The sequence below is a fragment of the Nitrospiraceae bacterium genome, from assembly GCA_035623075.1.
Classification (GTDB): Bacteria; Nitrospirota; Nitrospiria; order Nitrospirales; family Nitrospiraceae; genus DASPUC01.
In genome coordinates this window covers 1-22,169 of sequence record DASPUC010000012.1, presented here as the reverse complement: position 1 = coordinate 22,169, position 22,169 = coordinate 1, and the positions used below count along the sequence as shown (strand labels likewise).

General features: G+C 53.4%; 24 protein-coding genes. 20 read left to right on the top strand and 4 right to left on the bottom strand.

Going from position 1 to position 22,169, the window contains the following annotated elements:
* The 12 genes from VEI50_02610 to VEI50_02555 form a co-directional block, all read left to right on the top strand.
* Positions 1-321 (top strand): biopolymer transporter ExbD (locus VEI50_02610; GenBank protein HXX73998.1); only part of this gene is annotated, 321 nt, incomplete at its 5' end.
* Positions 322-381: 60 nt separating this feature from the next.
* Complete coding sequence (locus VEI50_02605; protein ID HXX73997.1) at positions 382-1,050, top strand: TonB family protein; 669 nt, start codon at positions 382-384, stop codon at positions 1,048-1,050.
* A 48-nt stretch (positions 1,051-1,098) separates the two neighbouring features.
* On the top strand, positions 1,099-2,031 hold the full coding sequence (locus tag VEI50_02600) for a type II secretion system protein N (GenBank protein ID HXX73996.1): 933 nt from the start codon (positions 1,099-1,101) through the stop codon (positions 2,029-2,031).
* Between the two features lie 442 nt (positions 2,032-2,473).
* Positions 2,474-3,568 carry a hypothetical protein gene (locus VEI50_02595; protein ID HXX73995.1) on the top strand — a complete coding sequence of 365 codons (1,095 nt, stop codon included), beginning with the start codon at positions 2,474-2,476 and terminating at the stop codon, positions 3,566-3,568.
* Between the two features lie 351 nt (positions 3,569-3,919).
* Positions 3,920-4,501, top strand: a complete 582-nt coding sequence (locus tag VEI50_02590) for a hypothetical protein (protein ID HXX73994.1) — start codon at positions 3,920-3,922, stop codon at positions 4,499-4,501.
* A 219-nt stretch (positions 4,502-4,720) separates the two neighbouring features.
* Complete coding sequence (modA, locus tag VEI50_02585; GenBank protein ID HXX73993.1) at positions 4,721-5,482, top strand: molybdate ABC transporter substrate-binding protein; 762 nt, start codon at positions 4,721-4,723, stop codon at positions 5,480-5,482.
* Positions 5,483-5,499: 17 nt separating this feature from the next.
* Positions 5,500-6,171, top strand: a complete 672-nt coding sequence (modB, locus tag VEI50_02580) for a molybdate ABC transporter permease subunit (protein ID HXX73992.1) — start codon at positions 5,500-5,502, stop codon at positions 6,169-6,171.
* Positions 6,168-7,259 (top strand): molybdenum ABC transporter ATP-binding protein, encoded by a 1,092-nt coding sequence (gene modC, locus VEI50_02575; GenBank protein ID HXX73991.1) that lies wholly within the window; start codon positions 6,168-6,170, stop codon positions 7,257-7,259. Before modB ends, modC begins: the two co-directional genes overlap by 4 nt.
* 264 nt (positions 7,260-7,523) lie before the next feature.
* The gene (locus VEI50_02570) at positions 7,524-8,057 is read left to right on the top strand and encodes a hypothetical protein (GenBank protein HXX73990.1); all 534 of its coding nucleotides are present in this window, start codon (positions 7,524-7,526) and stop codon (positions 8,055-8,057) included.
* A gap of 243 nt (positions 8,058-8,300) precedes the next feature.
* Entirely contained in the window at positions 8,301-8,699 is a 399-nt protein-coding gene (locus VEI50_02565; protein ID HXX73989.1) for a TOBE domain-containing protein, read from the top strand.
* 239 nt (positions 8,700-8,938) lie between these two features.
* The gene (locus VEI50_02560; GenBank protein ID HXX73988.1) at positions 8,939-9,142 is read left to right on the top strand and encodes a TOBE domain-containing protein; all 204 of its coding nucleotides are present in this window, start codon (positions 8,939-8,941) and stop codon (positions 9,140-9,142) included.
* Positions 9,143-9,500: 358 nt separating this feature from the next.
* Positions 9,501-9,836, top strand: coding sequence for a hypothetical protein (locus tag VEI50_02555; GenBank protein HXX73987.1), 336 nt, complete (start codon positions 9,501-9,503; stop codon positions 9,834-9,836).
* A 587-nt stretch (positions 9,837-10,423) separates the two neighbouring features.
* Here VEI50_02555 and VEI50_02550 read toward each other — a convergent pair.
* The gene (locus VEI50_02550) at positions 10,424-10,663 is read right to left on the bottom strand and encodes a hypothetical protein (protein ID HXX73986.1); all 240 of its coding nucleotides are present in this window, start codon (positions 10,661-10,663) and stop codon (positions 10,424-10,426) included.
* A 765-nt stretch (positions 10,664-11,428) separates the two neighbouring features.
* On the opposite strand from VEI50_02550, the gene VEI50_02545 reads away from it, so the two are divergent.
* From VEI50_02545 to cysK, 8 genes are all read left to right on the top strand, one after another.
* Positions 11,429-11,890: an Rrf2 family transcriptional regulator gene (locus VEI50_02545; GenBank protein HXX73985.1), complete on the top strand. Its 462-nt coding sequence runs from the start codon at positions 11,429-11,431 to the stop codon at positions 11,888-11,890.
* Between the two features lie 340 nt (positions 11,891-12,230).
* Entirely contained in the window at positions 12,231-13,652 is a 1,422-nt protein-coding gene (locus VEI50_02540) for a porin (protein ID HXX73984.1), read from the top strand.
* A 50-nt stretch (positions 13,653-13,702) separates the two neighbouring features.
* Positions 13,703-14,749, top strand: a complete 1,047-nt coding sequence (locus tag VEI50_02535; protein HXX73983.1) for a sulfate ABC transporter substrate-binding protein — start codon at positions 13,703-13,705, stop codon at positions 14,747-14,749.
* 56 nt (positions 14,750-14,805) lie between these two features.
* Positions 14,806-15,078, top strand: coding sequence for a hypothetical protein (locus VEI50_02530; protein HXX73982.1), 273 nt, complete (start codon positions 14,806-14,808; stop codon positions 15,076-15,078).
* 94 nt (positions 15,079-15,172) lie between these two features.
* Positions 15,173-16,027 (top strand): sulfate ABC transporter permease subunit CysT, encoded by an 855-nt coding sequence (cysT, locus tag VEI50_02525; protein ID HXX73981.1) that lies wholly within the window; start codon positions 15,173-15,175, stop codon positions 16,025-16,027.
* 32 nt (positions 16,028-16,059) lie between these two features.
* On the top strand, positions 16,060-16,968 hold the full coding sequence (cysW, locus tag VEI50_02520; GenBank protein HXX73980.1) for a sulfate ABC transporter permease subunit CysW: 909 nt from the start codon (positions 16,060-16,062) through the stop codon (positions 16,966-16,968).
* Positions 16,965-18,029: a sulfate ABC transporter ATP-binding protein gene (locus tag VEI50_02515; protein ID HXX73979.1), complete on the top strand. Its 1,065-nt coding sequence runs from the start codon at positions 16,965-16,967 to the stop codon at positions 18,027-18,029. The genes cysW and VEI50_02515 overlap by 4 nt, the downstream gene beginning before the upstream one ends.
* A 92-nt stretch (positions 18,030-18,121) precedes the next feature.
* Positions 18,122-19,090, top strand: a complete 969-nt coding sequence (gene cysK, locus VEI50_02510; protein HXX73978.1) for a cysteine synthase A — start codon at positions 18,122-18,124, stop codon at positions 19,088-19,090.
* A 151-nt stretch (positions 19,091-19,241) separates the two neighbouring features.
* On the opposite strand, the gene VEI50_02505 is transcribed toward cysK, so the two are convergent.
* The 3 genes from VEI50_02505 to VEI50_02495 all read right to left on the bottom strand — a co-directional run bounded on the left by VEI50_02505 (position 19,242) and on the right by VEI50_02495 (position 21,612).
* Entirely contained in the window at positions 19,242-19,589 is a 348-nt protein-coding gene (locus VEI50_02505) for a hypothetical protein (protein ID HXX73977.1), read from the bottom strand.
* A 434-nt stretch (positions 19,590-20,023) separates the two neighbouring features.
* On the bottom strand, positions 20,024-21,010 hold the full coding sequence (locus VEI50_02500) for a hypothetical protein (GenBank protein HXX73976.1): 987 nt from the start codon (positions 21,008-21,010) through the stop codon (positions 20,024-20,026).
* 362 nt (positions 21,011-21,372) lie between these two features.
* Positions 21,373-21,612 (bottom strand): hypothetical protein, encoded by a 240-nt coding sequence (locus VEI50_02495; GenBank protein HXX73975.1) that lies wholly within the window; start codon positions 21,610-21,612, stop codon positions 21,373-21,375.
* Positions 21,613-22,169: the final 557 nt, after the last annotated feature.

The following is a 22,169-nucleotide window of genomic DNA, read 5'->3' as shown; positions in this document are numbered from 1 at the left end:
ACGACGACGGCGATGGTGCAGGGGATCGAATTGAAGCTCCCGGAATCCACCCCCCATGAGACGGAGATGGAGAGCAACACGCCCACGATCTCGGTGAAGAAGGGCGGCGAGATCTATATGGATGAGGAGCGGGTCAAGCTGAGCGATCTGGAGAAGCTGATCCGAGATTTGAAGGCAGCCAAGGGCGGCAAGCTGCCGCTTGTGCTACGAGGTGACGCGGGTGTGGAGTACAAGCATGTGGTGGCGGTGCTGGACATCCTGCAACGGATTCCGGTCGAGGATTTGGCGATTGCGACGAAGCCGATCGACGAAGGGCATTGATGCGTGATTCATCATGGCAAGCCATTGATTCGAAGCTGTCGCGTGTGATTTTCTTGAACGATGCCTGGCTACACCGGATATCACTCGAGCAAGAAAAGCAACTGGAGCGCAACCACGATTGCTGTCGTAGTCACTGGTCATATTGTGCTCGTTGCCGGCATTTATCAGCTCTCTCAAACGGAGTACTTTCAGAATCTCATCCAAGTATCGAAGTTGATAACAGTCCAGGAACCGGTCAAACCGCAAGATCAGCCGCCTCCTTCTCCCGAAAAGGAGCCGGAACCAGAGAAGCCCCCCGATCTGCCGCCAGACTCTCCACCTGTGGTCAAGGAGTTTCCGCCGGAGCCGGTGGAGTCGACACCGGTGCCGGAAGAAGCCCCGGCATCTCCTTCAGAAGGAGAACCGAACGATGCATCGCCGGTGGCATCTGTTCCGTTTGCGATCGGGAAAGGCGGAAGCCGATTTTCGGGTTACGAGGGCATACTCACCGCAGCTATTCAAGCGGTGTATCAGCCGCCCAGCGATTTATCGGTCAACGTCGAATACACAGTGTTGTGTCAGCTGGTATTGGATGATGACGGGTATGTGCTTCGGTACAAACTCTTAAACTCGTCGGGCAACGCCATGTTCGACCGTTCGGCGCAACTGGCCCTTTCTCGATTACGACAGGTCCGGCCTCCGCCGCCCGGTATGTCCCGAACAGTCGTGGTGAAATTCTTTCCTCCTTAATCTTGGAGGTAATTGGATTGTTCGAGCTGTTGTTCTTGAGAGTGGAGTATGGCACGTCGACATATCATTTCAGATGAACTACGGAAACGTCTGCTTCTGACGGCTTTTGTGAGCGCGGGGACATTCTTGTTAGCCCATGCTGTCAATGGAGTTGTGGCGTATTCCCTTGTTCAGCCGGTTGATCAGCTCCATACGATGGAGCCGGCCATTCAGTCGGGGCCGGATTCTCATGCGTCGCAGAGAACCAGACAAGCTCTTGTCCAGGAAATTCTCTCGCGCGGGCTATTTCCCCTTCCCCCGGCCCCAAAGGAAACTGGTTCGCCGGGGTCTGTTACTGCTCCTTCTGCGCCTCCATTGGATGTTGCAGCAAAAGTCAGCTTGATCGGCATTGTCAGAGGAGTACAGGGCAGCGAGCGTGCAATCATTGAAGACCTGACGAGCAAGAAACAACGGCTCTATCGAGTATCACAACATATCCAGGATGTGGGTGAGCTGGCAGCCATTGAAAAGGATCGGGTGTTGTTTCGTGAGGGGGAGCAGGAAGAGTGGCTCGAACTCGCGATTGTGAAACAGAGAGCTGCGATGGTGCCCTTTCCTCGAGAGTCTCAGCCGATACCGGAGGTGATACCTCTTCGATCTTTGCTCCAGAACCCACCTTCCCGCCGAACTGTTGATCGTGCTCAACTGATCGATCTGACGGCGAAACCCGAAGCGTACCTGACGGAAGCGAGGTTTCTACCGCATTTCAGCGGGAGCGGCCAGTCTGACGGCTTTCGGGTGGATGGCATTCGTCAGGTCGGGGTGCTCGAGAAGGCAGGGTTCCAGAATGGAGATGTGCTGGCAGGCATCAATGGGGTCGAGATTCGCGATCCCGGGAGATTGTGGGAGATGTTCAAACAACTTCAGCAGGAGCGGACCGTTCAATTCAATGTGGTTCGCCAGAGTCAACCCATGACTCTGGTCGTAGACATCCGCGGATGAGCGTTCCATCGAGGAAGGCCTTGGGGCGGTACGCCCACCGATCCCAAGGCCTTGACCTCCAGGGGTGTTACGCGTCATTTCCTGGGGGGAGGGGAGAGCTGCTGTTTTACACGGTGGCTCTCCTTCTTTTTTGGATCGCTGAACCTCTCAAGTTGAGCAGAGACTCTTAAATTGTGAAACGTACTTTCGTGAACCGTAGCCTGCGGCGTTAATTTATTGTCAATATATACTTTGGATAATTGACATAATGACTAGTATAAAGTATTGCAAAGACCGTCATTATAGACCGTGCGGGGTGCTGTAACGACGGGCGATCGTTGACAGTGGGGCGGCTCCGACGCCGGAAGGGAACAAGCGGTTTTCGGTACTCGAATCGGATGAGGGGTGACCGCTAGTTCAAAAGACTGCGTAGGAACCATCACACTTTCAACGGGAGGTGTCTATGCATTATCGCTCGAATCGTTCCGTGCCATGGTTATTGATCGTAGGTTTTGCCATCGCCGTCATGCTGAACGACGTGGCCTTTGCGCAAATCACCACTTCCTTTGATCTGCAGGGAATTGTCAACACCCCGGGGACCTACGATGACACGACCCTGCAATCGCCAGCGTTTGCCCCGCTGACAACACAAACCGATACGTTTACAGCGGGCGGAACACCCCAAACGAACACGTTCACGGGTGTTCCGCTCTATAATTTTCTTACCAGTTCGGCCGGCGGTGGCGGAATCGTGACAACGCCGGGAGTCAAGAATGACTTCCTTCGCGATTTTGCGGTGGTCACAGGCAGCGACGGGTATCGGGTCGTCGTGTCGGAAGGGGAGATCGATCCGAACTTCGGCCACGAACCGGATCTGATCGCGGATCAAGTCAATGGTGGATCGCTTGGCTCGAACGGAGATTTTCGCACGACGTCTCCCTCCGACGTCGCGGGGGGCCGCTATGTGTCGAACGTGGCCAACATCAGTATCTTTTCGGCGACAGTCTACTCCACGATCCAGGGGACCGGAGGAGGGACGACGACGTCGTTCGTCATACAGGGGCAGGTCGCGAACTCCGGGACCGTAATGAATCTTGCCACCCTCAACGCCTTGCCCCAGACCACCGTGACCGTGGGAGCCAACACATTCACCGGGGTGTCGCTCTATACGCTGCTGACCAGTTCGGGAGGGGGTGGCGGGATTCTCACGAACCCCAGCATTAAGAACGATCTTCTCGGAAAATACGTTGTGGCCACGGGGAGTGACGGCAACAAGGCGGTCATTGCGTTGGGAGAAATTGCTCCAAATTTCGGAGGTAGCAACGGGCTTCAGCAGGATCTGATCGCGACCAGTGAGAATGGCAGCCCCTTAACGACCGATGGGTTTGCCAGACTGATTGTGCCGAACGACACCAACGCGGGTCGTTGGGTGTCGTACCTGGTGGGCCTGGAGGTTCTCAGTGCTCCTCCAGCCATTGTCCCAGCCCCGGCAGCAGGGATCCTGTTTGCCACCGGTCTAGGCGGCCTTGTGTGGCGGCGAGTCCGGCATATTGTGTGAGTGCGCATACGTCAATGCGCCGTAACCTGTTCTATACAAGGACAAATGATTTTGAGAGAGTGATCGAAGGGCTCAGTGCGGCGAATGGCATTTTCGCCGCCAGTAGCGCCACACACAGGACATCTAGACGATTCGATGCCGAATGTTGAATAGGCTCTTGTGAATATGACACTCTATTGTTGCCCTCGATGTCAAAAACGCGAACTCTTTTCGACCGGCGCGTTTTGGGTGTGCGCGACTTGCAGGTATGCAATCACGACCACTGCCCTTTTCAGAGATCAGAATCTGCAGACTGAATCGCGGTTTCAGGTAGAACAGTACGCTGAGACGCAGGTCAGGGTCTTTGGTGGATTGAAGATTGTGCTTCAGATTGTGATTCTTATCGTCGGCTTGATCTTGGGCTGGCTCTCCCTGGTTTTGGCGGAAGAGCCAGCGCCATCTCATCGTCATGACGGGAACGTGCAGGAGCAAAACCTGCACGACGGAAAAGAAGCGTGCAGAACATCCACGGCCGGTGAGATTAATGGACTGGAGAGTCTCCAGATTGAAACGTCGGACTTGAAGCTGTATGAAGGGTTCTTTGAGTCTATTCTGCAGGCGCCATCGGTTCTGCGTATGGACCATCCGCAAAAGGATGTCCTGAGAGGCTATTGCTATCGCGGTATCTCGATCATTGTTCGGCAGGATTTGCAACAAGCGCGGCCAACGGGATGGATCCAGATCAATTTCTCGGTGCAGGATGTCGGTGCCGTTCAAGGAGAATTAGAGCGAGCCTACCAAGGGTCATCCGTCTTCAAACTGGAAGAGGCAGAGCGTAACAAGATCATTCGCTTCAAACTGAAACCGGATGTCATGCGCGGGAATCGCAAGGCAGCTCGGTTGGAGGTCTTCGGTCCCGAAGGGTTCATGATCGGATTCGATCAGTACAAGTAGCCGATTTCCGTAAATGTCGGGTTGCCGTGAAGGCAACCGAGATCATAGGGAGAAAATAGGACGAGACGCGAGGGCGGCGATCAAGTCTCAATCGGTGGCAACGTCGGCACACCCCTCCAGCATCTGCTGAACAGTCACGAAGAGAGACAGGGCGTCCTCAAATCTCGACCCTCACTGATTCAGTCATGTGAGTCATTATTCACACGTTTGGAGGATGAAATGTTCTGGAAGTTTTTGGCTCCGTGTCTCTTATTCTTCTGTGCCGGGCTGCTCGTTGTTTCGATTGCACAGGCGGAACAGGTACAGGTGGCCGTCGCCGCAAATTTCGTTCCACCGTTTAGAGAAATCGCCATTGAGTTCCAAAAAGTATCAGGACACACAGTCGAGCTGAGTGCCGGGTCGAGCGGAAAGTTTTATGCCCAGATCAAAAACGGCGCACCATTTGAGGTGTTCTTTTCCGCCGACGATGAACGGCCCAAGTTGCTGGAAGACGAAGGTCTGGGCGTGAAAGGTAGCCGGTTTACCTATGCAATCGGCCGGCTCGTGTTGTGGAGTCAAGATCCCGCGTTGGTGACCGGTGAAGACACGCTCAGAAACGGCAAGTTTAAGCATCTAGCAATCGCAAACCCTAAGACTGCTCCCTATGGAACTGCAGCCATGCAGGCCATGACCAAATTGGGTGTGTGGGAGAGTCTTCAGCCCAGGATCGTCATGGGAGAGAATCTCGGTCAAACGAGCGGATTTCTGGAGTCGGGGAACGCGGAATTGGGATTCCTGGCGCGCTCACAAGTGCTCGACGAGAAACTCAGGGGAAAAGGAAGCCGGTGGGAAGTTCCGCAGAGTCTGCATGAGCCGATCAAGCAGGATGCGGTTCTGCTGGTGAAGGGTCAGGATAACCCCGCAGCAAAGTCCTTGATGGACTTCATGCACAGCTCGCAAGCGCGAGTGATCATTGAGCGATACGGGTATGAATTGAAATAGGTCAGAGAGGACCGGGTATGGTGCTTAGCGATCTCGACCTCAGCGCTTTGTGGGTTACGTTGCGCCTTGCCTGCATGACCGTACTCGTCTTGTTGATCGTGGGGACTCCCATCGCCTGGTGGCTTGCCCATACACGGTCCAAACTTCGCACGACGGTCGAAGCCTTGGTGGCGCTTCCAATCGTCCTTCCGCCGACCGTGCTGGGTTTCTATATTCTTGTTGCGCTCGGACCCTACGGACCCATCGGCAGGTTCACAGGCGTCACACTGGCGTTTACCTTCTGGGGACTTGTAGTGGGGTCCGCATTTTATTCCATGCCGTTCGTTATCCAACCGTTGCATGCAGCCTTCGAGGCAGTTGGCAAAGCACCGCTTGAGGCCGCTTGGTCCTTGCGCGCCTCTCCACTCGATGCCTTTCTCACCGTAGCGTCTCCGATGGCGATTCGAGGCTATATCTCCGGCATCGTACTAGGGTTTGCTCACACCATGGGAGAGTTCGGGGTGGTTCTGATGGTCGGTGGATCTATTCCAGGAAAGACGCGCGTCCTCTCCACCACGGTGTTCGACCATGTCGAGGTGATGGAGTATACCCAGGCGCACATTATCTCCGCCGGTATGCTGGTGTTTTCCTTCCTCGTCTTGTTGGGTGTTTACATCGTCAACCGTAAATTTCCCATCCATGTGTCATGAACCGCCTGGTCGCGCGGTTTAACGTCTCCTATCCCAACTTCCAGTTAGACGTGTCGCTGGATCTTCCGGTGAAGGGAGTTCTTGCGTTGTTTGGCCCCTCCGGGTCCGGCAAAACCACCCTTGTTCGCTGTCTCGCTGGATTAGAGCGTGCGCAAAACGGGTTCCTCTGTCTCGGCGACGACGTCTGGCAAGACGAATCTCGTGGGATCCATGTGCCGATCTACCAGCGTCCGATCGGCTATGTCTTTCAAGACGCACGATTATTCCCCCATCTGAGCGTGCGATCGAACCTTGTCTACGGATTTAATCGGACTCCGGTCTCCCAACGAAGAGTCTCGCTGGAGCAAGTGATCGACATTCTCGGAATCGAACATCTGCTGGAGCGCCGGCCACATAAACTCTCCGGCGGTGAACAACAGCGAATCACGATCGGTCGGGCGCTCCTGACCAGTCCTCGTCTACTGTTACTGGATGAACCCCTTTCATCATTGGATGCCGATCGGAAGCGCGAGATTCTTCCCTTCATTCAACGGCTGTACAAAGAATTACATATCCCCATTGTATATGTCAGCCATTCGATCAATGAGATTCTGCAGTTGGCCCATCAGATCGCATTTCTTCAAGAGGGCAAGATGGTCGCTCTCGGACCGTTGAGCGAAGTGTTCTCCCGTCTGGATCTTCACCGAAAACTGGGACCACATCCGATCGGTGCGGTCATCGATGCCACGATTGCGGAGCATGAGCCTGCCTTCGGCCTGACTCGCCTTATATACAAAGGGCAATCGTTGTATGTCCCTCTTCAATCGCTCGATATCGGTGCGCCACTGCGCATCCACATTTTGTCGAGCGATGTCAGTCTTGTGCTGGGTCCCTGTTCCACTTCTACTAGTGCGCTCAACATCTTGGAGGCGACTGTTGTTGAGATCAAGGAGGTGGATCAGTCTACGGTGGATGTTCAACTGGATATCGGTTGTCCGCTCGTGGCCAGCATTACCAAGAAGTCACTGGTGGACCTTAAGCTCGCACCAGGACAACGGCTCTGCGCGCACGTCAAAACGGTCGCACTGCTTGAGGAACTCACCGATTAGCCTGAAAGCCGTTCACTATTGATCTTCTATTCTTGTCTTGCAGTCACAACTCCATTCCGACACTGTTACACTGCCGGAAGCCAAAGGCGCATGCTTCGCCTAGGAGAGTCGTCTGCGTGGCAATGTCATGCCCACTGCGCTGTGCCATGTTAAAGAAACACAATCTTTTATGTTTGACATCTTGACAAGTATTCTGAAGTCGAGCATATTGACTTACAGGATTCTGATCCCGCTCTGAGGATGCATTGATCGAAGGAGAGTGCAATGGCCACAATTGTAAAGGCACCTGAAGCCGAGTTCTCTATCTCATCTCAGCGAGGGACGCCTCCTCGAATCTTCAATCGCATTGTGGGCACCATATTGGCGGTCGACATGACGTCACATCGGACTCTGCACGTCGTATCGGACGAAGGAGGGTTTCTGGAGTTGGAAATGGATAGATGCGCGTGCACGTGTGACTTCCAACGGTTTCTTGTGCCGGGCCATCGGGTCCTTGTAGCATTCGCTGCCTCGCACGTAAAGTTAGGCCCGCATCAGCCGAAGAATCCGATGAATTGTAACCAATGGCCAGGGCGGGTCGTGTTGGTAGACCATCGAGAGACCCGAACCATCGTCATCGTCAAGATTCGAGGGCAGCAGATTACACTCAAGAGTCTCGACGGAGAAGAAGGGTTCGGGAGACCTCTGCAGGTATGGGATTTGGTCAGTGTATCCATCCCTCCTGAGCGGCTACGCCTAGTACCTCTAGGGACCGGCGCTCGACTCCAGCGACGACTATTAATCGGTTGTTCCGATTAGCGGCGAGCCAATCCCGCCTTGTTCTATAGGCGATTCCGTGGCCCTCCAAGAAGAATTTCCATCAATGTCAGAGGGATAAGCTAGTGGTGACGTCACTATGAACCCTGATATCTACTGTATCGTCACTCGATGAGATATGTTAAGTATCCGAGTATGCTGAAATAGGACAAGTGACTGCAGTGCGATCATATTGCTGCGGCAAGAATGAAGAGAACGAGCGGCCAAAGACACGGGGGAGCGGAAGTGCAGAGATATCAATCAGACCGCGGGGATGTGCTCACGGCAAAAGAGGCAGCCAAATATGTCAGGCTGACGTTAGCCACGTTCTACCGCTATATCTGGGAAGGCAAAATTCAGGCGCCCAAGATCGGAGGCCGATACCGGTTCAAGAAGTCACTGCTTGACCTGTGGCTCGGGAAAAAGAAGTCCGGCACCGAAGACATGAGCGGACGAAACAAGCTGGTGGGGAAAATCATCGCAATCAAACGCGATGCAATCATGGCACAAGTCGATATCGACATCGGTTCACACAAGATTACGGCCGTGATTACCAGAGATGCCCTTGACGAGCTGGGGGTTCACGTGGGTGATACGGCGATGGCCCTCGTCAAAGCAACCGAGGTTATGGTCGTCAAAGACTAACGAGACCGACTCCGCATCCGTGCTCCTTCGACCTTTCACCACACGCGCTTTATAAACCTCAACAGCTTCCGTCAAATTGGCTCGTTGTGCGACCAGGTGTCCTGTGACGAGACTAGCGAAAAATTCTCACACGACTCCCATCCTCTTATCGAGGCCTGATGCTATGGTTTGTACAAATACGGTCAGCCTCGGGAAGAGAGCTGGCCTAAACATATGTTCACAACAAAGGAGGGAGCATCATGAAACTCAGCGCACGCAATCAATATCAGGGGACCGTTACCCACATTAAGGAAGGGGCGGCGATGGCGGAGGTGACCGTGAAAGTCGGTAACCTGGAATTTGTAGCCGCGATCACGGAAGGTTCGGTCAAGAACATGGGGTTGAAAGTGCACGATGGAGTGACGGTTGCAGTGAAGGCGACCGAAGTTATGGTCGGAAAATAGGTCGTTTCGTTCGAGAGTCATCGTAGCGGCGTAGCGTCATGAGATGGCGCTACGCCGCTTTCGTTACTGCACATGAGATAAACTCCCTTTCTTCAATTTTCTGTACGCTTTAGTGGGGAACATCTCCCACGCAGGACAATGCATCGAAGCCGGCACCTCTAACGTCGAAAATGTGGTTCTTTCCTCAGCGCTCGCACCAACGAGAAATCATAAGAGATATACTTAGAAATTCTGTGGGAAGCGCAGCCGCCGCTCGAACAGGGGCGCGCGATATTGATGCCATCAGCGCCCCAAGAATCTGTTAGGCTATTCCCAGGATTTATGAGAAGTTCTCAGGAACGAAAGAGCATCACGCGATATGGTGTTACCTTACCTCAGTAATCGACCGGTGAATTTTCTATGGCCGGCGCTGCTACTCGTCTGCGCCAGCTGTTCGGACGCGGTCATGCTAACCCACGAAACAGAGCAAGGCGGGGTCGTCACCTATTTATACAAAGAGGACCGCGGTGGCCCGATGGGATCACCGCACCGGAAGGAGGCCACACAGGTTATGGAAAACAAATGTCCGTCCGGCTACATCATTCTGAAAGATGGGGAAGTACGAGGCTATGGCAGCCAATCTATTGTAGAAGGTACGGAAGGTGATACCTTAGGGCGTCGATGGGGCATGCAGTTTCGGTGCAAGGGACTGTAACGACGCGAATGACTGGCTCGATGATTTAGGCGATTGACGTTTGGCGGACTGTGTAGGGGGAGAACCTACAGCCCGCTGATGAAGAAATGTCCTGCCGAAGGCCTACCTCAGGACACATAGCAGAAGAAATCAATAGCAAAAGTGAAGGATCCGTGATGATTCAGATCAACATGGATCATGGTGTGTCATGATGCTTCCGCACCAAGAGTGCCGTAGGATGAGACGACTAGCCGCATCTGTCTTTTCCCCCGTGAGGAACATCAGTGGTACTAAGGGAAATGAGTCTGTTGGCTATTAAGTGACACTCGCAGTAAAGAGCTCCCGTTTGAGCGTCTTTCAGGAGGAGTAACCGCTCTTGTGTCTCAAGCGACTGGAATTCGTCCACGAAATCCTGCAGCATGGTGCCGACCTGTTTACCTGCGGTTTTAGGATCACTCAAAGTTGCGTCATCCAATAATTCGGTGGTGAATTTAAACTGCAAAAGCTGGCCGGATGCAAGTGGATGGTCCCATATTCTGCGACGGCATAGAAGGAAGGCATGTAGGGAGGAAGCCCCCGGAGGGCCGGAGGCTTCCCACTGAAGCGGCTCAGTGCTTCAAGGTATGTGCCTCGATCCACTCCTTCGCTTCAAGCGCGACGTTGATCAGGGCCTCAAGGTCGTTGAGACCGAAGGACGTCCCATTGCGCCACGCGCCGGACTGGTCCTTGAACGGTCGAGAGAAGGTCGTCGCGAAGAACGGGCCGTTCTCACTGACATTCTGCCAGATCGTCGCTTTGATGTTGCCGCATCGCAGCGTGTGAGTGGGTTTTTTGTTGTTGGTAGCCATCTTGTTTCCTCCTTTTGTTGAAATGAAGCTGGCTCTCTCATGAGAAGAGGAGAGCCAACGCACAGTTCAAGGAGGAAACACGAGGCAGAGGCCGTTGCCGGCGTGCCGAAGAGGATCAAGCGGCGGAAGTGACAGTGAAGCTGGCGCGAGCGGTGCGCCTCGGAGGCGTGAGCCGGTCGGCCAATGCAGTGGCTACCAAAGCAACGAAGGATAAACGCGATGGTGTCCCCAACGGGATTATCTATAGGGGAACCAAGCCCGTAACCTTCCAAATTGACATGAACCCGTTGGCCGGTTAGTTGTGGCCTCAGCGAGGTCATGTCGACTCGGAGCAGGGCCCTCGCCTTAAAAGTTCAATCGATCGGTGTTTGACGGGGCTCGCTATTGCAATGGTTTCCCCATTTTCTTCAAGGTTCCGAGAGGATCGAGCAGTCTATTCATTCCGTTGTATTCCAGTCCTTCTTATCGTTTGTGATATTTTCTGACACAAAAATGGCACAAAAGAAAGCGGGGGGAGTCAGTGTGGGCGCCCCCCACTCTTACTGGCCCTTACCATTTATCTATACTGCACTGCATTTTACACGTGCGAAATGTATTGTGCGGAGGTGGGTTAGGCACACGCAAGGGCGGGTCAGCGGGACCGGCCCTAACCGTTGATCTAGACTGGTTATGTAGCTAGGTTCTTTGTGATTCGGGTTTGGCCCCTATTTTCCCCCTTGACAAGAGTAAAACAATAGTCTATTAGTCCTATAGGCTAAATATACAATGCTCAACAAGAAAACGAAATACGGGCTCAAAGCTCTCCTCAAACTGGCCAGTTCGCCGGACCAGACGCCGATGCATGTTGCGGATCTTGCTTCAGGCGAGGGAATTCCCAAGAAATTTCTTGAAGCCATTCTCCTTGAATTAAAGAACCACGGGATTTTACACAGTAAGAAAGGACGCGGAGGAGGTTATCAACTGAGTCGCCCGTCACATACGGTAATGCTCGGCGACGTGATCCGCATTTTAAGCGGACCCCTCGCTCCCATCCGATGCGCGAGTGAAACCCGGTATCGACGCTGTGAGGACTGTCCACGCGAAGATATTTGTGGGGTTCGAGCCATTATGAAAGAAGTGCGTGATTCAGCGGCGCGAATTCTTGACCGAACCAGTCTCGCAGCAGCAGCTGCTCACGTTGAGCTGGTAAAGACAAACGGATTTCAAGCACATATGTATTACATTTAGCGATATTTTTTGGGCTAAAAATATGACTATTCTGGTCAACATAGGTGATATATGAACCACCAACAGAACAACCAAGAACTTTTAAACAAAATATCTGACTTCATTCAAGAAGTTAAATTCGGTTCAATTGAACTCACGATTCATGAGGGAATCGTTGTATCCATTGAACGAAAGGAGAAAATACGTATCGAGCAGTCTCAGCGGGACATCAATCGAAGTGGGTGAGGTCGCCGCTGGCCATAGCACCGACCAGACAACTGGAGGGTAATAGGATCACATACGCACAAGCGTGAACTGACTGGACCACCGGAGGTTCCCATGCTGGAAAGGAAGGAAAGGCATGAGTATGCCTCGGTGGGTGGCCCTTGGTTCTATCGTAATGCTGCTGAGCGCAGCCGGAGTAGTCCTCGCTGCTGAAGATGAAAACGCTCTTCAACAGAGCGAGGATGCGAAAAGTGCGCAACGTCTTAAAACCCTCGAACAGCGAATGAATGAATTGGAACAGAAGCAACGCATTTCCGACCGCCTTCGTGAATTATTTCAAGAACGCGAAGAAGAGCGAGTTAAGGAAGACCCGGTCCTGGAAGTAGGCCGGGACGGTTTTTTACTTCGCTCTCGGGATCGTGACTTTGAACTCCGAATCCGCGGATACATGCAGTTCGACAGTCGGTGGTATATCGCCGACACCAAACCCGCCACGACGAACACGTTCGACATCCGACGGGCTCGGCCTATTTTGCAAGGTACTCTGTATCGGTACTTCGATTACTACATCATGCCGGATTTTGGACAGGGACAAACGATCCTCTTTGATGCCTACGGGGGAATCAATGTTTGGGATGAATTACGCGTTCGGATCGGAAAATATCGGCCGCCCGTCAGCGTAGAGATGCTCCAATCCGCAGCAGACCTAACGTTCGTTGAACGGAGTGTTGCGCTGAATCTGGTTCCCAACCGTGATATCGGCATCCAACTGTACGGTGATCTCTTTGATAACCGGCTGGGGTATCAAGTCGGGGTCTTCAACGGAGTGGCCGATAATACAACGAATGGAGGCAGCCCCCCAGATTTCGACCAAAACAACGCGAAGGACTATATTGGACGGTTAATTGCCACACCATTTGCCGGCAGTGACCAGGCCTGGATAGAAGGGCTGCAGGTTGGAGTCGCCGGATCCGCAGGCCAAGAGTTCGGCATTCTTGATAGCTATCGCATTCCAGGACAGGGTACGGATGGTATTACATTCTTTACCTATCGGGCTGGCGCCCAAGCTAATGGGGCCCGTTATCGCTTGGACCCCCAAACGTACTATGCCTGGGGGCCATTTAGTCTCCTCGCCGAGTACGTCTATCACTGGCAAAAAGTGCAGGCGGCTCCCGCTCAGGGTGGACGCCTAGAAGTGTTGAACGATCGAGCCTGGAACGCTCAAGTGAGCTACGTGCTCACCGGTGAAAAGGCTTCTTATACCGGCGTCAGACCATGGCAAACGTTCAACCCCGCTAAAGGCCACTGGGGAGCTGTGGAACTTGCGGCTCGATATAACGAATTGCGGGTTGACCCGAATTCATTTCCTGTGTTCGCTGATCCATCAAGCAGTGCGAGAAAAATTCGGTCCTGGGACGTCGCCGTCAACTGGCACCTGGCGTATCGCATCAAAGCCGTGGTGGATTACCAACAAGGTATCTTCGATGGGGGAGCGCCTCGTAATGGCAATCTCGAACGAGAACATCTCATCATGACAAGGTTTCAGGTCGCCTGGTAAGCCCTTGGTCATTGAAATAGAAATGTCCGTAACAGAAAAGGAGATATCTTATGAAGTTGTTGAACACTCTACGACGGTCTTTGCCAATCATCGTTGCACTGACGGCACTGCTTCCAATTTTCGGATACGCTGAGACGACAATCCTAAATGTATCCTACGATCCCACTCGGGAACTGTATCAAGAGATCAATACGTCCTTTGTTCGCTATTGGAAAGACAAAACGGGGGAAACCGTGAGGATTCAACAGTCCCATGGTGGTTCGGGGAAACAGGCCCGTGCTGTCATTGATGGGCTCGAGGCGCATGTGGTCACCTTAGCCTTAGCATACGACATCGATTCGATTGCCGAAAAGTCCGGCGTGATCGATAAAAATTGGCGATCGAACCTGCCTGACAACAGTGCTCCGTTTACCTCCACCATCGTGTTTCTCGTACGGAAGGGCAATCCTAAGAACATTAAGGATTGGGACGATCTAGTGCGGCCTGGCATCTCCGTCGTGACACCTAATCCCAAGACTTCTGGCGGTGCCCGATACAATTACTTGGCCGCTTGGGCATTTGCGAGCAACAAGTTTGAAAGGGACGAGAAGAAAATCCGGGAATTCATGACTCGTCTCTTCCAAAATGTCCCGGTCTTAGATTCCGGTGCACGGGGGGCGACATCCACGTTTGTTCAACGGGGAATCGGCGACGTCCTCTTGGCTTGGGAAAATGAAGCCCTGCTCGCAGTAAATACACTTGGGGAGAAAGGCTTCGAGATTGTTGTACCGTCGATTGTCCTGCCCTCCAGCAGCATCCTCTGCGAAACACCCGTGGCCCTCGTGGATCGCGTCGTAAACAGAAAAGGAACGCGGAAGGTAGCTCAAGCATACTTAGAGTATCTCTACTCCAAAGAGGGGCAGGAAATTGGAGCCAAGCATTTCTATCGCCCTCGTGATCCGGAAGTCCTGAAAAAGTACGCCGCTCAATTTCCACAAATTGAACTAGTTACTGTTGATGCCATCTTTGGTGGATGGCAAAAAGCACAGAAGGTCCATTTTTCAGATGGAGGAACCTTCGATCAGATTTATGGAACCGTCCCGCCGGTACTGAATTAATGAATAAGCCGGCTACCCCTGATTAAAGCCAACATGACAGAGACAAGGAGACATCCATGATTGCGGTGGTTGGTGGAGACTCAGTAGAAACCATCAAACAACACGCGGGCGCCGCGAAGATCGTGCATTGGAGCGGACGCCGGGCACGCGATGTTCAGCGTACCCTTCCTCAAGATACAGAAGTGGTCGTGGTCATTTTAGACCGAATCAGTCATGGTCTGAGCCGGAAAATTCGGGCCGAAGCGCGACGTCGAGGCCTACCAATTTTGTTCAAAACGAGAAAAACTACCCGCTCAACCATGAGTCTCGACAGCAGGAGAGCATTCTGATCCGGAACAAGGGTCTCCGAGGCAATATGGGCAGCCGTACACCTCAAATGACCGTTGGCTTTACTCGACCTACATTTCGCAATTGGAGTAAGCAATGAGTCTTCCTCAATGGATCAACCATCGCTTTCGACCACACGGCGTCCTACCGGGTTTCGGTCTCACGCTGGGTTACAGCGTGTTTTATCTGAGTATCATTGTCTTGATTCCGCTGGGAGCGCTGCTCTTCAAGACCACGACATTGTCCTGGAGCGAGTTTTGGGCCATCGTGACAGCACCCCGCGTCTTGGCCTCGTACCGACTGAGCTTTGGAGCTTCCTTAGCGGCAGCATTGTTCAATCTCGTCGTGGGTTCCCTGGTGGCATGGGTATTGGTGCGATACACATTTCCCGGAAGAAAACTACTGGACGCTCTCGTGGACTTGCCCTTTGCCTTACCCACCGCAGTAGCCGGGATTGCTCTAACGGCACTGTATGCCCCAAATGGATGGATTGGCCGATACTTTACCCCCTACGATCTCAAAATTGCCTACACCCCGCTCGGGATAACGATTGCCCTGATCTTTATCGGCCTTCCGTTTGTCGTGCGGACGGTGCAGCCTGTCCTCCAGGATATAGAACCCGAACTTGAAGAAGCCGCAGCGAGTCTCGGGGCTTCCCGATGGCAAACATTCACTCGCGTCATTCTCCCGACATTAACCCCTGCCCTGCTTACAGGCTTCGCGCTCGCCTTTTCCCGTACACTTGGTGAATACGGGTCCGTCGTATTCATTTCCGGGAACATGCCGATGAAAACGGAAATTGTCCCGCTTCTGATCATCACCAAACTTGAACAATACGACTACGCAGGCGCCACGGCCATTGCCGTGGTGATGCTCTTTGCCTCGTTTATCTTGTTACTGGTGATTAATCTATTGCAGGAATGGAGCACCATCCGTCGGGCCACCCCGTAAACGTTCAACACCAGGACTTAGATCGGAGGACCATGAACGACCTCACCCAAAGACTACCTCGTGCCTCATGGTTAGCAGACAGGGCCACAACGGAGTCGGCTGCCATTCGCTGGACTTTGACCGGGCTGGTCATAGGACTTCTCGGACTACTGTTGATTTTGCCGCTTATCGCTATCTTTGCACAGGCCCTCGAAAAGGGCGTTCAAATCTATCTCGCATCATTCACTGAACCCGATGCAATCGCAGCTGTGCATTTGACTCTGCTCGTGGCTGCCATCGCAGTCCCCCTGAATGTAGTGTTTGGTCTGAGCGCCTCTTGGGCAATCGCCAAATTTGACTTTACGGGCAAACAGGTTCTACTCACTCTCATCGATCTACCCTTCTCCGTCTCGCCAATTATCTCCGGCCTTATTTACGTGCTGCTATTCGGGCTCCAGGGACTGCTAGGGCCGTGGCTCGCCTCTCATGACATCAAAATTATCTTTGCCGTGCCAGGTATTGTTCTGAGCACGATCTTCGTGACGTTTCCCTTCGTGGCCCGGGAGCTCATCCCCCTCATGCAGTCCCAGGGGACCGAAGAAGAAGAAGCCGCCCTCGTCTTGGGTGCCACTGGCTGGCAGACATTCTTCCGTGTGACAATTCCTAATGTGAAATGGGGACTCCTGTATGGAGTAATTCTTTGTAACGCCAGGGCAATGGGTGAATTCGGTGCCGTGTCGGTCGTCTCCGGGCATATCCGTGGGCTCACCAATACCATGCCTCTCCATGTTGAAATTCTGTACAACGAATACAATTTCGTCGCCGCATTTGCCGTGGCTTCTCTCCTCTCGCTGCTCGCGCTGGTGACCCTGGTGGTCAAAAGCGTCATAGAATGGTATACGCACCACGAGCAGCGGTTTCGAGAGGATATTCGATTACCAGTCCCAGAGGGACTATCATGAGCATCGAAGTACGCCAGATTACGAAATCCTTTGGCCGATTCGTGGCGCTGGACAACGTTAGTCTCCATGTGCCGACAGGCCAGCTCGTGGCCTTGCTGGGACCATCAGGCTGTGGCAAGACAACGCTGCTGCGCATCATGGCTGGCCTAGAAACCCCTGTCAGCGGATCAATTCTGTTTCATGGCGAGGAGACCACCAACACACCGGTGCGAGAGCGACGAGTGGGATTTGTATTTCAACACTACGCGCTATTCCGTCATCTCACGATCTTCGAAAATGTGGCATTCGGACTTCGGATACGGCCCAAGCAGGACCGTCCGACTCACAGCGAGATCAAGGCACGCGTCTTCGAACTGCTGCATCTCGTACAATTAGACTCCGTTGCCGACCGTTATCCAAACCAGCTTTCAGGAGGCCAACGCCAACGAGTGGCATTAGCCAGATCTCTGGCAGTGGAACCCAAGGTGCTCCTGCTTGATGAACCTTTTGGCGCGCTCGATGCCAGAGTCCGTAAGGAATTACGGCGGTGGCTGCGTCGTCTCCAGGACAATCTTCACATCACGAGTGTGTTTGTCACGCACGATCAAGAGGAAGCGCTAGAAGTCGCGGATCGCGTTGTTGTGATGAATCAAGGGAGGATCGAGCAGATCGGCACCCCACAAGAGGTCTACGACCATCCAGCCACTCCCTTCGTCTACCATTTTCTCGGAAGTGTGAATGTGTTTCATGGCCGGGTCCAAGACGGCAAAGCACGTGTCGGAGGAATCGAATTAGCCCCTCCTTCAGACGAGCCTCTTCCCGATGGGCCCGCGATTGGCTATGCCCGCTCCTATGAAATCGACCTCGACATTCATCCTCTCGTTCCAGGGGCCATTGAAGCCGTCGTCAGCCGAACTCAAACTGTTGGACCGATAGTCCGCCTTACCTTACTCCGTCAAGACAATAGTGCGGTCTTGGAAGCTGAGCTTACACGAGATCGCTATGAGGCGCTTGGCATAGGAGTCGGATCGGTGGTATTCGCTCGCCCCAAGACAATACGTGTATTTAGTGACAGACCTTAACCGTTGCGGAAGACCAAAAGCGGAGGATGGGGTCAGCACATAGCTGATGAGAACCCAGGGCTACGATGATTGCGAATGAGGCCCAGTTCCTAATGAAGAAAAGGATGAAGTGGGAGTCCTCTTGTGAGGGCCGAGCAGATACACTGCGTTGCCATACGGATCTGATTGGCCATACACCGTTGGTACGGCTGGATCGAATTTCTCCAGCAGGCGGCGCAACGATCTATGCAAAGATCGAGTCGTTCAATCCAGGCGGAAGCGTGAAAGATCGGGTCTGCCTCAACATGATTACTGAAGCGGAGCGGAGCGGCCGACTCAAGCCTGGCGCTACCATCATTGAAGCCACCAGCGGCAATACAGGGATTGGACTTTCACTCGTCGCAGCCGTCCGAGGGTATCAGGTGATTTTGGTCATGCCGGAAGGCATGAGTGCGGAGCGGATCAGCCTTGTCTCTTCATACGGGGCGAAGGTAGTGCTCACACCAGGATGGGAGGGCATGAGAGGCTCAATCCGCGAGACTCAAAACATCCTTGCACAGAACCCATTGTATTTTATGCCGGATCAGTTTTCGAATCCCGCCAATCCAGACATTCATCGAAAGACAACGGCCATAGAAATATGGGAGGCGCTTCAAGGAACGTTCGACGCCTTCGTCGCAGGCGTCGGGACCGGTGGAACAATCACCGGCTGTGGGGAAATCTTCAAAGAACGGAACCCGCTGGTCCAAATCATTGCCGTGGAGCCAGCCGCATCCCCAGTTTTATCTGGCGGTACGCCAGGCCCACATAACATTCAAGGCATTGGAGCCGGATTCATTCCTCAGGTCTTGAATCAGAACATTCTCGATCGCGTGATTACAGTCACAGACGATGAGGCTTATCAAACATCAAAATCCTTAGCGAAGATGGAGGGTTTATTCGCAGGCATTTCCTCCGGCGCCAATATCTTTGCAGCCCAACAGGTCGCTCAGCAACTGGGCCCTGGCAAACGCGTGGTCACAGTGCTCTGTGATACTGGTGAGCGGTACATCAGCATGCAGAAATATTTGGAGTTTTCATGAACTCCTACATTCATAGAAGCACGCTTCCAATATCTGATTGTCTGATATGGAAGGAATTTCTCCTGGAGTGTGCAGTGAATCCTCTTCCTTGCAATCCTGCGCCAGACTGGCACCTGGCGTAGCTTTTCAAGACCCCTCACGGCTCTTCTTCTCAGAGGCTGAGGATCGAACGCTGAGTGAGCTCTCCGTGACCTGCATCTGATATTTGCCGGTCGCCGCAAGAGAAACGATTCCACTGTGTCAATATTTTCTGATCATCAAACTGGAGTTCATATCCGTCGCACACACTGGAACTTGCGACAGGACTATAACGCTTAAACCGATAGAGCCACATCCTTCCACCTGTAGGCAGTTCCCGCTCCTCTGTGGGCAGTCCGAACTGTTGCACAATGTCTTCTTGAGTCGCCTTTCCAATACTCTTGTCCAGATATTGATCTTTCAACGAAGCACAGCCAATGAGTAACGAAAGGCAGGCTGTAATCAGCACCCATCGGGGCATGAGATGCCTACCGTGCTTGTGCGATTCAACATGGGGAGGAGGTACACCATGACATCGATTTCGACATTCACAGAATTTCGACCTGCCGCATCTCGATTGCGCCCTACGTAGCATCGTGCGTCCTCACTGTTCGTTGACTCTCCTCCCTCTCAAGTGCTTATCGTGGCGTATGTGACCGATGTTATATCGCCAGCGTTCCCTCAATGATTTTGCGCTCCATATATACATTGAACATATTATCTTCCTATCGCCGTCCATATCTACAGATTTTTGGGCAGACACTCAGTGGACATTGCCTATGGATCTGGTCCCATCGTAATAAGGGGGCGAGGTTACTAGCACAGAGGAAGTCCGTAGAGCCGGCAACGCGCAAGGCCGGCAAAACCTTAATGCCAGATGCCGTTGGCATTCACCGACAGCCGTTCCGTGCACGATCACACCTTATCGCGTTTCAACAGTTCGCGAATCAACCGATTCAGCCCTTGATGCATCAAGCTAATATCGGTTTCGAGGAGATCGAGCATGGCGGCTCTGGCTCGGAGCTCATCGATGGTGTAGCGGCCTCCCTTCCCAAAAAACAGGTCGATGCGGTGCCGTTCGGTGTCCGATCCGACAGGGCCCAGCCGGCCCTCTTCTTGCCATCGCATGATGAGGTTTTCTCGCAGGGTCCGTTGAGCCGGCTCATCCGTCAGGCGCCTGTTCAGAAAGGACCAGACGGCGGGGACAAACGTGCTATTTTCGCCAGTCCAGATGTCTCTGAGAAGATTGCGCTCGTGATGAAGCTCCCCTCCTGCGGTTGTGTCGACCAACGCGGCTGACCCAAAAATGAGTTCGCTAACTCCGCCGATAACAGTGGCGATATTCGCCGTGTTGATCACACCGATGCTGTTTGCCCCTATGGCAATGGCTCCGCTCACAATCGTGAAGACGCCGCTCCCGACTAAGCCGAATACGGTATAGGTCCCCTGACGCTCATCGAGGGCCTTTTGTAAATGTTCGGCCAACAAGGCGGCGCGGCCTTCCTCGCAGTCCGCCTCGACGGCCACGCTCGACACATCGAGAATGCCTAACGTAATGCGGTCGGTGATATGCCGACGCTCTCGCACATACGCGAGTGCTGGACCTTCTCCCTGTGGACCGACTTGGTCTTCAAGAATCAACAGGCGATCAAGAAACGGGAGCACTCCCAGCGCGGTGGCGGTCTCAAAGGCTGTGGTAGAAAACTGAGTTCTCAACAATGCGACGCGCTCGGCTGACACCTTCTGCGCTTCGCCATCAAGCGGCTCCAGTGGCAGCGTGGGACCGCATCGACGCTCGTAGAACGTACTGGCAGATGCAGCATTTCCCCGTCCCTCGGATAAAGTGGAACATCCTTGTATGACACTTGTGAAAAAGAGTAGGCCTGCGACTAAATGGTTCATGTCTCCCTCCATGTTTTATCAATAGGCGGACGATGCCTCGCAGCTCGGGACACCTGGAGCCACGATTTGGTTCAATATGACTTCCTCGAGGTAGCCTGGGTTCACCGGCCGCATCTTCTTACCTCAGTCAGCAATCTCATAGCTATCGACATCTAATAGGGCGGACCGAAAGACCAATTGGGCTGAAGACGTCACAGTGGCAAGAGTTCAAGTCAGACGGATTTTCTCATCAAAAGCTACGGGAATGACCTTGCCCCGTTATACGGAGCCAGATCTTATGTTAGGGTTAAGTCGAAATGCGTTGGGCCTGACTCACAGTGAAGGAAGCCCCCAGAGGGCCGGAGGCTTCCCAGTGAAGCGGCTCAACGCTTCAACACCTGGGCGGCAATCCATTCCTTCGCTTCTAGCGCGACGTTCATGAGGGATTCCAGGTCGTTAAGACCGAAAGAGGTCCCATTGCGCCACGCGCCGGACTGATCCTTGAACGGCCGAGAAAAGGTCGTCACGAAGAATGGTCCTTTTTCACTGACATTCTCCCAGATCGTGGCCTTGATGTTGCCGGATCGCAGCGTGTGAGTGGGTTTTGTGTTGTTGGTAGCCATCTTGTGTCCTCCTTTGTTGAAATGAAGTTGGCTCTCTCACAGGAAGAGGAGAGCCAACGCACAGTTCACGGAGGAACACGAGGCAGAGGCCGTCGCCGGCGTGCCGGAGAGGATCAAGCAGCGGGAGTGACAGTCTTATTGGCGCGAGCGGTGCGCCTCGCAGGTGTAAGCCAGCTGGTCTACGCGGATGGCTACCATGTAAGCCCGAACTGCAGGAGCGGGACATCCCATAGTAACCATCTCGGAGGGGGCAGCAAATTGCCGGTGAGAGCCGTGAATCGGCTGTGTGTCTACCTGTTGAGTCCGTTCCAACCTGCTTCTTCGTATTCCAAACCACAGCGCATCAGATTTGCACGCGCTTTTCGCTTCCCGCCGTGCAGTCGTCTGCGGCAACAAGCAGACATCAGCAGAAACAAGTGACCTAGCCCCCTTAATCCGGTCCACCCTGTATGTTAGGGTCGGGCCAAAAGGAGGGCCATATGCCACGTTTCCGTCACACCGTCGAACAGATCCTCGCCAAATTGCGTGAAGCCGAAGTCGCCCTGAGCAAGGGCCAG